This window comes from Patescibacteria group bacterium (assembly GCA_035549555.1).
In the GTDB taxonomy this organism is placed as follows: Bacteria; Patescibacteriota; Microgenomatia; order UBA8517; family UBA8517; genus Co84-156.
This window is the reverse complement of sequence record DASZQR010000010.1, coordinates 337,241-350,137: the sequence shown is the minus strand read 5'-3', so window position 1 is coordinate 350,137 and position 12,897 is coordinate 337,241. Positions and strand designations below refer to the sequence as shown.

17 protein-coding genes and 1 tRNA gene are annotated in these 12,897 nt (G+C 31.9%); 12 read left to right on the top strand and 6 right to left on the bottom strand.

Going from position 1 to position 12,897, the window contains the following annotated elements:
- The first annotated feature begins 7 nt into the window (after nt 1-7).
- From rplU to VG895_02690, 3 genes are read left to right on the top strand one after another with little or no spacing between them, the layout of a single operon-like run.
- On the top strand, nt 8-313 hold the full coding sequence (gene rplU / locus VG895_02700) for a 50S ribosomal protein L21 (GenBank protein HWA51933.1): 306 nt from the start codon (nt 8-10) through the stop codon (nt 311-313).
- A gap of 42 nt (nt 314-355) precedes the next feature.
- The gene (locus VG895_02695; protein HWA51932.1) at nt 356-604 is read left to right on the top strand and encodes a 50S ribosomal protein L27; all 249 of its coding nucleotides are present in this window, start codon (nt 356-358) and stop codon (nt 602-604) included.
- Entirely contained in the window at nt 597-1,436 is an 840-nt protein-coding gene (locus VG895_02690; GenBank protein ID HWA51931.1) for a ParB/RepB/Spo0J family partition protein, read from the top strand. The genes VG895_02695 and VG895_02690 overlap by 8 nt, the downstream gene beginning before the upstream one ends.
- A gap of 1 nt (nt 1,437) precedes the next feature.
- On the opposite strand, the gene lepB is transcribed toward VG895_02690, so the two are convergent.
- The 3 genes from lepB to VG895_02675 are packed head-to-tail and all read right to left on the bottom strand — an operon-like array spanning nt 1,438 to nt 3,080.
- Complete coding sequence (gene lepB / locus VG895_02685) at nt 1,438-2,001, bottom strand: signal peptidase I (protein HWA51930.1); 564 nt, start codon at nt 1,999-2,001, stop codon at nt 1,438-1,440.
- A gap of 22 nt (nt 2,002-2,023) precedes the next feature.
- Complete coding sequence (locus tag VG895_02680) at nt 2,024-2,338, bottom strand: IMP dehydrogenase (protein ID HWA51929.1); 315 nt, start codon at nt 2,336-2,338, stop codon at nt 2,024-2,026.
- A complete protein-coding gene (locus tag VG895_02675) occupies nt 2,328-3,080 on the bottom strand; it encodes a guanosine monophosphate reductase (GenBank protein HWA51928.1) in 753 nt (250 codons plus the stop codon). The genes VG895_02680 and VG895_02675 overlap by 11 nt, the downstream gene beginning before the upstream one ends.
- An 89-nt stretch (nt 3,081-3,169) precedes the next feature.
- Between VG895_02675 and VG895_02670 the strand changes: the two genes are divergently transcribed.
- Together VG895_02670 and VG895_02665 are read left to right on the top strand one after the other, a co-directional pair.
- Nucleotides 3,170-3,243 (top strand) — tRNA-Val (locus tag VG895_02670).
- 37 nt (nt 3,244-3,280) lie between these two features.
- Nucleotides 3,281-3,811 (top strand): hypothetical protein, encoded by a 531-nt coding sequence (locus VG895_02665; protein HWA51927.1) that lies wholly within the window; start codon nt 3,281-3,283, stop codon nt 3,809-3,811.
- Here the strand turns inward: VG895_02665 and msrB are convergent.
- Complete coding sequence (msrB, locus tag VG895_02660; protein ID HWA51926.1) at nt 3,777-4,163, bottom strand: peptide-methionine (R)-S-oxide reductase MsrB; 387 nt, start codon at nt 4,161-4,163, stop codon at nt 3,777-3,779. The two genes, VG895_02665 and msrB, sit on opposite strands and share 35 nt — an antisense overlap.
- A 152-nt stretch (nt 4,164-4,315) precedes the next feature.
- Between msrB and VG895_02655 the strand changes: the two genes are divergently transcribed.
- Complete coding sequence (locus VG895_02655) at nt 4,316-4,720, top strand: hypothetical protein (GenBank protein ID HWA51925.1); 405 nt, start codon at nt 4,316-4,318, stop codon at nt 4,718-4,720.
- Between the two features lie 103 nt (nt 4,721-4,823).
- On the opposite strand, the gene VG895_02650 is transcribed toward VG895_02655, so the two are convergent.
- Nucleotides 4,824-6,593 carry a C39 family peptidase gene (locus VG895_02650; protein ID HWA51924.1) on the bottom strand — a complete coding sequence of 590 codons (1,770 nt, stop codon included), beginning with the start codon at nt 6,591-6,593 and terminating at the stop codon, nt 4,824-4,826.
- 57 nt (nt 6,594-6,650) lie between these two features.
- On the opposite strand from VG895_02650, the gene VG895_02645 reads away from it, so the two are divergent.
- From VG895_02645 to VG895_02620, 6 genes are read left to right on the top strand one after another with little or no spacing between them, the layout of a single operon-like run.
- Entirely contained in the window at nt 6,651-7,391 is a 741-nt protein-coding gene (locus VG895_02645; GenBank protein ID HWA51923.1) for a class I SAM-dependent methyltransferase, read from the top strand.
- Complete coding sequence (locus VG895_02640) at nt 7,388-8,317, top strand: glycosyltransferase family 4 protein (GenBank protein HWA51922.1); 930 nt, start codon at nt 7,388-7,390, stop codon at nt 8,315-8,317. The genes VG895_02645 and VG895_02640 overlap by 4 nt, the downstream gene beginning before the upstream one ends.
- The gene (locus VG895_02635; protein HWA51921.1) at nt 8,305-9,177 is read left to right on the top strand and encodes a glycosyltransferase; all 873 of its coding nucleotides are present in this window, start codon (nt 8,305-8,307) and stop codon (nt 9,175-9,177) included. The genes VG895_02640 and VG895_02635 overlap by 13 nt, the downstream gene beginning before the upstream one ends.
- Nucleotides 9,152-10,393 carry an oligosaccharide flippase family protein gene (locus VG895_02630; GenBank protein ID HWA51920.1) on the top strand — a complete coding sequence of 414 codons (1,242 nt, stop codon included), beginning with the start codon at nt 9,152-9,154 and terminating at the stop codon, nt 10,391-10,393. The genes VG895_02635 and VG895_02630 overlap by 26 nt, the downstream gene beginning before the upstream one ends.
- Complete coding sequence (locus tag VG895_02625; GenBank protein HWA51919.1) at nt 10,390-11,118, top strand: glycosyltransferase family 2 protein; 729 nt, start codon at nt 10,390-10,392, stop codon at nt 11,116-11,118. The genes VG895_02630 and VG895_02625 overlap by 4 nt, the downstream gene beginning before the upstream one ends.
- The gene (locus VG895_02620; GenBank protein HWA51918.1) at nt 11,106-12,194 is read left to right on the top strand and encodes an O-antigen ligase family protein; all 1,089 of its coding nucleotides are present in this window, start codon (nt 11,106-11,108) and stop codon (nt 12,192-12,194) included. The genes VG895_02625 and VG895_02620 overlap by 13 nt, the downstream gene beginning before the upstream one ends.
- Here the strand turns inward: VG895_02620 and VG895_02615 are convergent.
- Nucleotides 12,184-12,891 (bottom strand): hypothetical protein, encoded by a 708-nt coding sequence (locus VG895_02615; GenBank protein ID HWA51917.1) that lies wholly within the window; start codon nt 12,889-12,891, stop codon nt 12,184-12,186. The genes VG895_02620 and VG895_02615 overlap by 11 nt on opposite strands.
- Nucleotides 12,892-12,897: the final 6 nt, after the last annotated feature.

The following is a 12,897-nucleotide window of genomic DNA, read 5'->3' as shown; positions in this document are numbered from 1 at the left end:
GAGATTTATGAAATACGCAGTTATTAAGATTCAAGGGCATCAATATAGAGTCTCTGAGGGAGACGAGATTTTGGTGGATAAACTCCCCGGAGATGTAGCTGAAGCACAAGTTCTCATGCTTTCTGATGAGGGAAAAGTGACTCTTGGAACTCCAATATTGGAAAAAGCAAAGGTTGCACTTAAAATGATTGAGCCTGTTGTTAAGGGTGAAAAGATTTATTCAGCTAAATATCATGCTAAAAGCCGATATCGAAGACGAATTGGATTTAGAGCTAAATACTCTAAACTTCTAGTACAAAGTATTAAAATCTGATCTATTGACTTTCGTGAAAAAATTTCTTATAGTTAATTAAATATGTCACATCATAAAGCAGCAGGGAAAACAAGACAACATACATCGCCAGCAGGAAAAAGGCTTGGCGTCAAAGTTTCTCATGGACAAAAAGTAAAAGCTGGATCAGTTTTGGTACGCCAGCACGGAAGCAAAGTTCATGCAGGATCCGGCACCAAATACGGACGAGATTTCACTGTATTTTCTATTTTTGAAGGAACTGTGAATTTTGGGACAAAATTAGGTAAAAAATTCATTTCAATAAATGGCTGATCAAATTGTACAAATTGCAGTAGAAGAGCTTCAAAGCAATCCTTTACAGCCTCGCGGAGTTATAACACCAGAATCTTTAGTTGATTTGGTTGATTCTATAAAAGAACATGGAGTTCTTGAACCTTTGGTTGTTGCTAAAACCCCAGCAGGATTTCAAATAATTGCAGGTGAGAGGCGATGGAGAGCAAGCAAACTTGCCGGGCTTACACATGTTCCAGCGATTATTCGTGAAACTTCGCCAAAGGGAATGCTTGAAATGGCAATTGTGGAAAATGTGCAAAGAGTTGATCTTAATGCGCTGGACCGCGCTAAAGGATTTGAAAGATTAATGAATGAATTTGCGCTTACAACTAGCGAAGTTGCAGTCCGAATTGGAAAATCTGTTGCTTATGTAAGTAATTCAATGAGACTTTTACAACTTCCTGATGCACTTAAAGACGGGCTTCTTTCAGGACTTATTTCTGAAGGACATGCAAGAGCATTAAGCGCAATTGATGATTCTGGATTAATGATTGAAGCTTATAAAATAATTTTACGCGAAAGCGGATCTGTGCGAAGAGCAGAAGAGCTTGCGAGACGTATGAAAGCAAAAACAGGACAGGCTCCAAAACCAAAGTCTAGAATTGCAGATATGAGAATTATTAGTGAAGATATTGATCGAATGCAGGATGAAATGCAAAAGGGGCTCACAAACGGCGATGATCCAAAATCAACTTCTGTAAAACTTGTTCGCTCAAGAAGCCAGACTAAAGTTACATTTTTACTTAAGGGAAGTTTGGAAGAAACCGAAAATAGACTCCAAAAGATTTATAATTCTTTGAAAGCTGCTTAATTTATAATGAGTAAGTCTGCCTTTTTACGACCTCTGCGTTTTTAATTGGCCAATAAACAATCCATGCACGTCCTGTAAATTTATCCTGGCTTATTAAACCAAAATATCTTCCATCGAGAGAATGCTGGCGATTGTCTCCTAGTACAAAATAATTATTTGCAGGAATTTGGATTTCAAGACCTTCAGTTGCAAAAGTTCCCGGATTTGTACAGACATCGCTTGATAAATAAGCTCCCTCATCCAATAACTTATCGTTTACATAAACATGGCAACCTTGAACTTTTACAGTCTCGCCAGGAAGACCAATGATTCTTTTTATATATTCATCATGGCCATCTGGCGGAGCTTTGAAAACAATTACGTCTCCTCGTTGCGGTTTGTTGAAATCATAAGTTACTTTTTCTGTTAAGATATATTCTCCGTCGTGGAAATTAGTTTCCATGGATTCTCCATTTATTTTATGAGGCTGCAAAATTAAAAGATATACAAAAAGGAAAATGGAAACGGCAAAAATTACCACTTGGATAATATCTAAAAAGAAGGATTTGAGTCGTGATAAAAGCATATAGCTTATTATGCAGGAAAAACTAGGCGTTTACAATTACATCATGATGTCCGTTTTCTTTTGCGCCGTGCGGACTAACGCGAATAAATTGGGCATTTTCCCAAAGTTGATTTATATTCCTTGCTCCACAATAACTAAATCCAGATCTGATATTTGCAGACATCTTTTCAACTAAATCTGCCATTGGGCCTTTATATTGCACTAAACTTTCAACACCTTCGATATGTTTTGTATAATTTTTTCCGAGATCTTTTAAATTTTTAACGTGTTTTTGTTTTTCGGCAAGACTAGTTGATGCATTATATGATTTGTATTTTATTCCGTTATTAATTAACAAATTCTCCTGGCGCTTCTTCAGTTCCTGCAAACTGACTTCCAATGACAACTGCCGATGCTCCAGCTGCAAGACCTTTTACAACGTCTCCAGAATTTTTTGTTCCGCCATCACAAAGAATAGTTTTTCCAAATTTTCTTGCCGCACGTGATGCCTCAATTACTCCAGTAATTTGAGGAACTCCAACTCCTGTTTGAATTCTTGTAATGCAGATTGTCCCTGGGCCGACTCCAACTCTGGCAGAGTCAGCGCCAGCTTTAAATAGATCAGCTGCACCTTCGTATGTTCCAATTACGCCAGAAATGATGTCGATATCTTTGCCAAATTTATTTTTTAAATCTTTAGTGACTTCAAGAGTTTTTTGCATATGGCCATGAGCAACATCGATTGTAAGAATATCAACTCCTGCCTTTGCTAATTTTTCAGCTCTTTCCAGATATCCTTCTTTTATTCCAAGAGCTGCGCCAACTTGCACATTTGCTTTTTTAACCTTTGAAACCATGTCTGATTGTTCGTCAGGGCTAAAAAATCTTGGTAAAAATCCTAAACCTCCTAATTTTCCAAGAGCAATTGCCATTTCAACTCCGGTGACATCAGTCATATTAATACTGATAAGAGGAAGTGATAGAGTTACATGCGGAGAAATTTTAGTAGTAAGATCTACGTCAGACCGTGATTCAATTTCTGAATATGTAGGGATTAAAAGCACATCGTCATAAGAAAGACCAAGCTTTATTTTTTTCATAGGCGCAAGAAATACTTTAAGAAAAAATAAAATCAAAATCAAGAATTTTAATAAAATCTTAAAAATGCTAAAATATGAATTTAATAAGAGGTCGTGTAGCTCAGTTGGTTAGAGCATTGCATTCACATTGCAAAGGTCGCTGGTTCGAGCCCAGCCACGACCACTTTATTTTTGATATAAATTGATGTATTATTCTGAAAATGGTGGAAAAAACAGCTTCTCCAGAAAGTGCAGAAACATTAAAAGAAGAAATCTTATTGATAAGGAATAAAATTGTTGTAGCTAATTTAATAAATCATATTAGTGGTTTACCTATACCTTTAGAAAATAGTACTTTAAGCAAAGTTCTACCTGAAGTTGTTGTGGTCCAGGGTAATTTGTCTGGTTTTATTCAAAGTTTAACTCCTAGGTTTAGGCAAGCTTGTGGAGGTGATATTAATCAACAAAAAGTGATAAAAATTGCTCCTGATGGTGAGTTTGTTGATAACGACTCTATATATTTGGAAACAGATAATTTTAATGGATTGTTGGAGGATTATGCATGTGTTGTCTCTCAAGAGTTTCGTAATCTTAAAGAATTATTATGGATAGCTTATGATGGTCCGGATGCTGAAAGTGAAGAAACAGAATCAGAAATAGATAGATATATACATCAACATAGAATTGAGTTACTCAGAGGCTTTAGAGATTCTTTGGTTACTTCTTTTGAAAACTTAAAGCCGCAGAGTTGATACAATACCTTAAACCTGTTTGATCTTGCGGGCCGTCTTCAAAAACATGGCCCAAATGAGCGCAACAATTTGCACAAACTACTTCTACTCTATGCATTCCAAGAGAATCATCATTTTTTTCTATAACACTGCCTTCTTTTTTGGCCGTGTCCCAAAAACTTGGCCAACCGCTTCCTGAATCAAATTTTGTTTTGGATGAAAATAAAGGATTGCCGCAGCGAACACAATTGTACATTCCAGTTTCATGATTATATAAATATTCACCTGTAAACGGTGGCTCGGTAGAACCTTCGCAAGTTACAGCATATTGTTTTGCTGTTAATTTTTTCTTCCAATCTGCGTTTGTTGGCATAAGTATATTATAATATATTTATTACAGAAATATTTTCTAAAGTTTCAGATATAGAAAGTGCGGTAGCAGATGCCATTACATTTTCTCTGGCAATTTCTATAAAAGATGCAACAAATAATTATACTTTTTTTGGAAATAAGAATTTAGGAGTTTTGGCAAAAAGATCTACAGAACAGAATTGTTTTATTAATTCTGAATTTGCTGCAATGTTTTTGGTTGATAGATATTCAAATTTATTTAAAACGTTATTTCTAATCGAAGCAAGAGCTGACAATAATGATTCATTTAAAAAGGGAAATTGGAGATCGCATTCTGGTTTGGTCTTTGAAGATGTATTGGGAAAGTGGCATTTTATTAGTCCTGCAAACTTTGATGACAAGAAGAAAAACAATCCTATGTTTACACATATTAGAGGTGATGATTTAAATGAATTGTTGACCAATATTACTGATTCAGAAACAAAAGAAGGATTGCAAATATGGCCTTCAGAAACAGAAATTATGACTGAGGTAAATAGTAGAAAAAATAAAGAATTTGCAAACGCATCCAAAGTATGAGAAATCTAATAGTAATAACAAAGAATAATAAAAAAGGAAAAGAACCTTTAGTTGAAAGTACTCTTTCGAGTCTTAGTGTTATGCGATGGCATACTGATCCTTATTAAATTGTTTGGATTAAATTTTGAATTTCTGACTGGAGAATTTGGGAAGTTTGATTGTCTATTCCTTTTGGAGTTTGAGATTTAAGAAACTGAATTGCAGCATTTAAGGTATTTTTGGCAGCGAGTGTTTGATTAAAACTTAACGCCTTGTTTGCAGTATTTAATAGAAGTAGAGTTTCATCATAAACATATTGAGATTTTATTTTGTTTTGATTTTTTGCATCAAACAAATCCTGAATAATTGAATTTATTGTTAAGTTTTCATTTGTGGAATTTTTCTGGCCGATTGTGATTTGGTAATTATCTGTTTCATTGTTTCCTAAAATTCCGTTTATTTTATTTAAATTTACATTTCCATTTGCATCATAAAGATAAGAATCTAATTCATAAATTCCGTTTCCTGAAACTTCAATTTTGTAATTTCCGTTTATTGGTTTTGGAAACATGAATATTTTTAGTGGATTTCCACTTAATGAGGAATTATTTGTATCGTTAATTAGAGGATTTTGAATAAATGTGTCGCCCGTTATTTCATTATTATTTGTATCAAAAACTTTAATATTAAAGTTTGGATCGATTGTTAACATTATATAACTCAAATTTGTGTGGCTTGGGGTGTAAGTTTCAAGGGATTCAAAAGTATTACCATAAGAAGTTAAATCTGGATGATTATTATATGCTGGGTCGTTTATACCAAAGCTATTTGAGGTTAGCGACTTTGCAACTATAAAATGGCCCGGTTCTTCAAGGATTGCAGGACGATTATTTGTCAGTTCGTCAGTTAAATTTTGATTTGTATTTCCCTTTCTTAAGAATTCCAGTGATGGTTGATTATTGTTTGCGTGAGTTTTTGAGTAACGAGAAATTGCAAGCCAATTTAATAAACCAGGATAAATGTAGCCATCGGTTTGGGAATTAAGCCAAGTATTTAAGTCTTCTGGGTTTATATTAAAACCATAATATTGCAAAACCATATCCGCTGATGTTAAAGCACAGCCCCAAGATTTGATTGTTGGATCAAATGGCGACCAGCTTTTGGCTGTGTCGTAAACTTTTGTTCCCCAGGGAGAAGTAAATTGTTTAATGTCTGGAACATTTAGAGATGGTAATGGATTTGAAGGGAGGTCAGAGACTGTTATGTTATCAAACCAGTCTTCGGAAGGTGCATTGGCTCCAGTTGTAATTAATAAACCAATTTTCCCTGATAATATGGGGTTGTTTGTGTCTGTCCAATCTAAAACTGCAGATGAGGTATTATTAATAAATACTTGTATATGATTTCCATTCGCTGTTACGGTAATTTTGCTGACTACTCCTAGTGGCAATGTTGTATCATTGTTGACGGGTTCTACGTATCCACTGCTCGTGAATTTTTGTAACCAAATATGGTTTGAGTACATATGTATTCCATAAGAAACTGGTAAGTTTAAATTAAAGAGATTGACTCTTTGGTTTGTTATTCTGAAGAGAATATTTCTGTCTGTTCCTTGTAATGGTAAAAGGTCTACAGAGAATTTATAATTTGACCAACTAAAATCTCCTGTTTCAGCTTCAATTCCGGTATTTTGAGTTGTAACTGTACCTCCAAAGCGATAGCTGTTTTGTATGTTTTGAACGGACCAATTACCATTAATTATGGTCCAATTACTGTAGTTTTGATTTTCAAAATCGTCGCTGAAACTTATTGCGAAGATATTTTTTGGGGATAGAAATAGAAGTGATATAAGGGTTATTGAGGTTAAGATGAATTTTAGCTTAAACTTATTCACATTAATTAAGTAAATAAAACTTGAGTTTGTTTGTCAAGTGCTTATAAACTATATTCTATGAATAGAAAGAACATTCATGAAAAATATCACTCTGGTGTTAAGTTGCAGAAAAGAATTATAAGTTCTAATAACTTTACATATAGGAACACTATTTTGTTGGTGAATGAATTCTTTGCAAAAAAGTCTGAAATTTTAGATATTGGATGTGGAGTGGGAACAATCGATTTTTATATAGTAAGCAATTATCCAAACATAAAAATAAAAGGTGTTGATATTTCTGAGAAGGCTATTGACGCTGCTGTTAAAAATTCCTCCAAATTTGGATTTGGAGAAAATATATCATATTCGATTACCAGTTTCCCTGGGTCAGTAATTAAAGGAAAATTTGATGGTGTTTTAATTTCAGAGGTTTTAGAGCATATTCCTAATGACAAGATTGCAGTTAATAAGATTTATTCGATGTGTGGTAATGAAAGTATTGTAATCGCATCCTCACCTTCAATCACAGCTCCTTTATACAGGTTGGGAATGCTAAAAAACTTTGACAATAGGGTTGGTCATCTGAGGAGATATTCTGCCAAAGAATTTAAAAAACTATTCGAAAATAATGGATTTAAAATAATAAAATTTGTCGAAACTGAAGGTATACTTAGAAACTTTCTTTTTACTAATTCCACTGCCGGAAAATTTATTAGATATATAAGAGGACCTTTTTCCGACATTGTTACCTTTTTTGATAATTTAACAATACCTATTTTTGGTGCTTCTAATTATTATATTGTTGCACAAAAAAAATGAAAATTATTTTCTTTTCTCACTATTTTTATCCTCATATTGGTGGAGTTGAAAAACATGTACTCGAGCTTTCTAAAATTTTAATTAAGCAAAAACATGAAGTAACTATTATTACTGAAAAGTTTGACGATAAACTTAAAGACGAAGAAATTTATCAACGTATTAAAATTATTCGTTTTAAATATCCTAAACAAAGATATATTGGACTAATTTATATCTGGAAGTTTATTTTTGACAATCGTAAGATGATTTTTGAAGCCAATATTATTCATATACATGATGTTTTTATCTGGTATTTGCCTTTTAAATTTTTATATCCTGATAAAAAATTTTTTGTAACAATTCACGGACTTGAATGGAGTAATCCTTTTTCTCCAAGCGCTATCTGGCAGAAAAAACTTGCAGTGAAATTTGCAAAAGGCTCCATTGGAGTTGGAAAATTTTTAGAGAAATATATCGGGTGTAAATGTAATTTACTTATTTATGGAGCAGCTAATATTCCAGAAAGGAATTTTAAAAAAATGCACGAAATTACTTTTATTGGCAGACTCTCAAAAGATACTGGAATTTTGAATTTTTTAAAATATTTAAAAACTAACAGAAATATTAAAGTAAATTTTGTTGGAGATGGAGAATTAAAAGAAAAGTGCAAAAAATATGGAAAAATTTATGGATTTACTGACCCAATAAAGTTTTTGCAAAAAAGTGAATATATTGTTCCTGGAGGCTATCTTGCTTGTCTTGAAGCTTTTGTTTATAAAGCAAAAGTAAAAGTTTTTTGGGACACAAAACTCAAAGAAGATTATTGGAAAATGTCGCCAATATATAAATTTATAGAAAATAAAGACACGGACGGCGCTTATAGATATGCAAAAGAAAATACATATCAAAATCTTGCTGGAAAATATTTGCAATTATGGCAGTCTTAAAAGTCTCACTTTGCATTACGACATTTAATGAAGAGAAAAGTATAAAAAAACTTCTTGATTCAATAATTTTACAAACAAGAAAACCGGATGAAATTATTTTAGTTGACGGAGGAAGCACTGATGAAACCATTAGTATTATTAATAGTTATAAAAATAAATTAAAAAATTTAAAGTTAATTGTTTATACAAGTGCGAGTATTTCAAAAGGAAGAAATTTGGCTGTTAAGAATTCTAAAAAAGAAGTTATTGCAATGACTGATGCTGGATGTGTTTGTGATAAAAATTGGCTAAAAAATATTACAGAACCTTTTAAAAATAAGAGTACTAGCGTTGTTGCCGGATTTTATAAAATGACAGGAAAATCTAAATTTCAGCAATCTTTAAAAAAATATTTAGGAGTATTGCCGAAAAATTTTGATGATAATTTTTTACCATCAACGAGATCGATTGCTTTTCGTAAAAATATTTGGGAAAGCGTTAAAGGATTTGATGAAAAATTTGATAAAGCTGGAGAAGATACTGACTTTAATCAGAAGATTTTAAAAAATAATTTTAAAATTGTAAGAGTCAAAAAGGCAATTGTTTTTTGGGAAGTAGCCGATAATTTAAAAGATGCTTGTAAAAAGTTTTTTTATTATGCAAGAGGAGATGTGCAGTCAGGCAAATTAACGAAACATAACATAAAAGTATTAACTATTTTTTTGAGATATTTTATTTTTATACTTATTTGTCCGTTATTTATAGTGTATTTATTTTATAGTTACTGGAAAGCAGGGCTTTGGGGAATTATAATTCAAGTATCAAGCGATTTTGCAATAATGCTTGGTTTTTTAAATGGGATATACAAAACAAATAATTAAAGGTTTTTCTTGGGCTGCAGTTTTAAACGCAATTGCAATGGGTATTAGCTTGATTAAAATAATACTTTTGTCTCATTTTGTCTTTGGTCCAGTCGAATTTGGAGTTTTTGGTGTAGGCGTTTTAGTACTTGGAATTTTGGAGCTTATTACAGAAACCGGAATAAATATTTTTTTAGTTCAAGAAAGTGAACCAATTAAAACATATCTTGATACAGCTTGGGCAGTTTCAATAATGAGAGGAATTACAATTGCGCTTTTGCTTGCACTTTTTTCTTATCCGATTGCGGCCTTTTTTAAGATAACAAATAATTGGGTTTTTATTTTAGCGTTTAGTTTGGTTCCAATACTTCGTGGGTTTATAAATCCTGCTATTGCATCTTTGCAGAAAGATTTGAAATTCAGACAAGATGCAACTTACAGATTTATTGTTTCCGCAATTGAAGATATTTCAATAATATTACTTGCATTTATAACACGTAGTATTTTTGCTTTTATATTTGGAATGCTTTTTGGAGTTTTGATTGAAGTGATAATTACATTTATTTTTGTTGAGGAAAAACCAAAATTAAATTTTAATAATTTACATTTTAAAAAAATTGTAGCCCAAGGAAAATGGGTGACACTTGCACAAATTTTTGATTATCTTTTTGAACATACTGACGATGTTGTAGTTGGCCGTCTTCTTAATGTTTTTTCGCTTGGAATCTATCAAAATTCTTATATCCTTTCCAGTTTGCCTGAGAATGCAATTGCCCAACAACTTGGGAAAATTACATTCCCAATTTATGTGCAGATGAGAGAAGATAAGCAAAGCTTGTCATTTCATGATAAAAAAAGAATTAAGAGAGCTTTTTGGAGGAGTTTCTGGTCTGTTTTTGTAATGATTACGCCGTTTGCATTAATAATGTTTTTCTTTTCTGATCCTTTGGTTAGAATTTTGCTTGGAGAAAAATGGCTGGCTGCAATTCCAGTACTAAGGATATTAGCTCTTTTTGGGACAACGAGAGCTTTAACAAATTTATTCTATCCTGTATTTTTGGCTTTAAAAAAGCAACAATTTATTACAAATATTACTTTAATTTCCTGGATCTTTTTGGGGATTTTCATTTTTCCGTTAACAAAAATGTATGGCATCAGTGGTGCGGCAATATCTGCATTAGTTGGTTCTATTGCTGGTCTTCCTGTTGCCTATTTTTATTTTAAAAAACTTCTATGATATCTGCGGTGGTGATTGCCAAAAATGAAGAAGGTAATATTGAGAATTGTCTTAAGAATTTGAATTTTTGTGATGAAATAATAATTATTGATGATTATTCGGCTGATAATACAGCAAAAATTGCAAAAAATTTTACCACTAAAATTTACAAAAGACATCTAAACTATAATTTTGCTGCACAAAGAAATTATGGACTTACAAAAGCTTCCTGTGAATGGATTTTATTTGTTGACGCCGATGAAATCGTATCAAATACTCTTAAAGCAGAAATTTTATTGAAAATCAGTCAAGAAAACATAAACGGATTTTATATAAAACGAAGAGATATTTTTTTAGATAGAGAATTAAAATTTGGAGAAACTGGAAATGTAAAACTTCTTAGACTTGCAAAAAAAGATTCAGGAAAATGGAAACGAAAAGTTCACGAATATTGGAACATAAAAGGACAGACTCAGGAACTTGGAAGTTATCTAATTCATGATAAAAAGCAAAATTTATTTGAGTTTGTGAATAAATTAAATGATTATTCTACTTTACATGCCCAGGAAAATGAAAAAGAGAATAAAAAATCAAATATGTTTAAAATTGTTTTATATCCATTTTTAAAATTTGTAGATAACTATTTTTTGAAACTGGGATTTTTAGATGGAATACCAGGATTTATAAATGCAACACTAATGAGTTTTCATAGTTTTTTAGCATGGAGTAAAGAATGGATTTATTAATTTTTATTTATTTAATTTTATTTCCATTTGGAAAATTATTAGGACAGACTCAAGATTTGCTTGTTTTAATAATTTCTGTTTTTGGATTTATAAAACACAGGAATTACAGAATTAATAACTTTGTTTTAATTTGTATTTTTTCTTTAATTTTTTCTTTATCATTTTTTAATTTGCCTCAAATCTTGAATGGTTTATTTTATCTAATTAGATTAATTTCTTATTTTTATTTGTCTCAAATTGTTAACCTGCAATTTGGAAAAGTAGAAAGAAAGCGAAAATTAATTATTAACTCTTTAATAACTGTTGGAATTTTTATTGCCATCTTTGGATGGATACAATATTTAATTTTTCCGGACCTTCGCGCTTTAAAAACGTTGGGGTGGGATGACCATTATTTTAGACTGGTTTCGACATTTTTGGACCCGGCGTTTACTGGAATCTTATTAGTATTGACAGAAATTTTAGTTTTAATTAAAACTGTTAAAAAGAAAACTGGATTAAATTATTTACTAAATGTCTTTTTGTTGATTACAGTTTTGTTTACATATTCCCGATCAAGTTATTTGGCGCTCTTTTTTGCTGTGTTGTTTTTATTCTATAAATTCAGAAAGAAAGTGATATTAATTTTCCTGGCACTTTTTTTAATATTTATTCCTTTATTGCCAAGGCCTGGAGGCGAGGGAGTGAATTTGGCAAGAACATATACTGTCGTTGATAAATTTCAAAATTCTAAAACAGCGTTTAAAGTAATCAAAAAATCTCCTGTTTTTGGTATTGGCTTTGATAATATTTGTATTGCGACTTTGAATAATACAAATATTCATTCATGCAGCGGTTTTGATAATAGTATCTTATTTATAATTGCAACAACAGGAGTTATTGGATTTGTAATTTTTTTACAAATGATTTACAAAATAATTGTAAATACAAAGTTTGACGCCTTTGGCTTTGGGCTGTTGGCAAGTTTGATTGCGATTTTTATTCATGGAATGTTTACAGAAACTTTTTTTTATAATTTTGTTCTCGGCTGGATGGCGATTTTAATTGGGGTTACAAGAAAAGAAGTTAAGGGTTGAAAGTAACAGTTAAGTCAATTTCTTTTGTGTTTCCTGCTTGGTCGGTTGAAATAACTTTTATGGTATTTTGACCGTTTTGTAAAACAAACGGATAATTAAAATTTCCACCTCCGTCAAGAATTGCTATGTGGTCGTTTATCGTAATTGTATTATTTGGATCTGTAGAACCCTGAATGCTTATGTTTTGTTGTGTGCTTCCGTAGAAAGTCTGATTGTTTTGAGGACTACTTATTGTTAGATTTGGAACCTGATTTGTATAAGTTATTGTAACAGGGGATGTGTTGCTGCTTGTGTTTCCGTTTGAATCAACAGTTTGAGCGTAGATTGTGTTTTGACCATTTGTTAAGTTTACGTAGGTTGAAAAATTTCCATTTTGATCTGTCTGGGTTTCAGTTGAAGAGTTGTTGGTAAAAATTTTGACAGTTGCATTAGCCATAGCTGTGCCTGATACTGTTGCGGTTTTAATATTTGTAAATTGCGGAAGAGAAGAAAGATTTGGAGGGAGAACTGTTTGTTTGCTTGTCACTACAGGTGCTGACCCCGGTTTATTTACAATATTAAGAAATTTTGAGAAAAGCGGAATTCCAAATGCGATCAGCCAGACAATTATGAGTAAAGTTAGACCACCATATATTAATGTGCTTTTGATTGCGTTTTTGTTTTCTACTTCTGAAAGTCTTGATTTGTATGTTCTCATATTAAC

What these genes read in the sequence shown, in the direction of transcription:
- rplU (HWA51933.1), top strand. Translation starts at nt 8, where the DNA reads ATGAAATACGCAGTTATTAAGATTCAAGGGCATCAATATAGAGTCTCT.
- VG895_02695 (HWA51932.1), top strand. Translation starts at nt 356, where the DNA reads ATGTCACATCATAAAGCAGCAGGGAAAACAAGACAACATACATCGCCA.
- VG895_02690 (HWA51931.1), top strand. Translation starts at nt 597, where the DNA reads ATGGCTGATCAAATTGTACAAATTGCAGTAGAAGAGCTTCAAAGCAAT.
- lepB (HWA51930.1), bottom strand. Translation starts at nt 2,001, where the DNA reads ATGCTTTTATCACGACTCAAATCCTTCTTTTTAGATATTATCCAAGTG.
- VG895_02675 (HWA51928.1), bottom strand. Translation starts at nt 3,080, where the DNA reads ATGAAAAAAATAAAGCTTGGTCTTTCTTATGACGATGTGCTTTTAATC.
- VG895_02665 (HWA51927.1), top strand. Translation starts at nt 3,281, where the DNA reads ATGGTGGAAAAAACAGCTTCTCCAGAAAGTGCAGAAACATTAAAAGAA.
- msrB (HWA51926.1), bottom strand. Translation starts at nt 4,163, where the DNA reads ATGCCAACAAACGCAGATTGGAAGAAAAAATTAACAGCAAAACAATAT.
- VG895_02645 (HWA51923.1), top strand. Translation starts at nt 6,651, where the DNA reads ATGAATAGAAAGAACATTCATGAAAAATATCACTCTGGTGTTAAGTTG.
- VG895_02640 (HWA51922.1), top strand. Translation starts at nt 7,388, where the DNA reads ATGAAAATTATTTTCTTTTCTCACTATTTTTATCCTCATATTGGTGGA.
- VG895_02635 (HWA51921.1), top strand. Translation starts at nt 8,305, where the DNA reads ATGGCAGTCTTAAAAGTCTCACTTTGCATTACGACATTTAATGAAGAG.
- VG895_02630 (HWA51920.1), top strand. Translation starts at nt 9,152, where the DNA reads ATGGGATATACAAAACAAATAATTAAAGGTTTTTCTTGGGCTGCAGTT.
- VG895_02625 (HWA51919.1), top strand. Translation starts at nt 10,390, where the DNA reads ATGATATCTGCGGTGGTGATTGCCAAAAATGAAGAAGGTAATATTGAG.
- VG895_02620 (HWA51918.1), top strand. Translation starts at nt 11,106, where the DNA reads ATGGATTTATTAATTTTTATTTATTTAATTTTATTTCCATTTGGAAAA.
- VG895_02615 (HWA51917.1), bottom strand. Translation starts at nt 12,891, where the DNA reads ATGAGAACATACAAATCAAGACTTTCAGAAGTAGAAAACAAAAACGCA.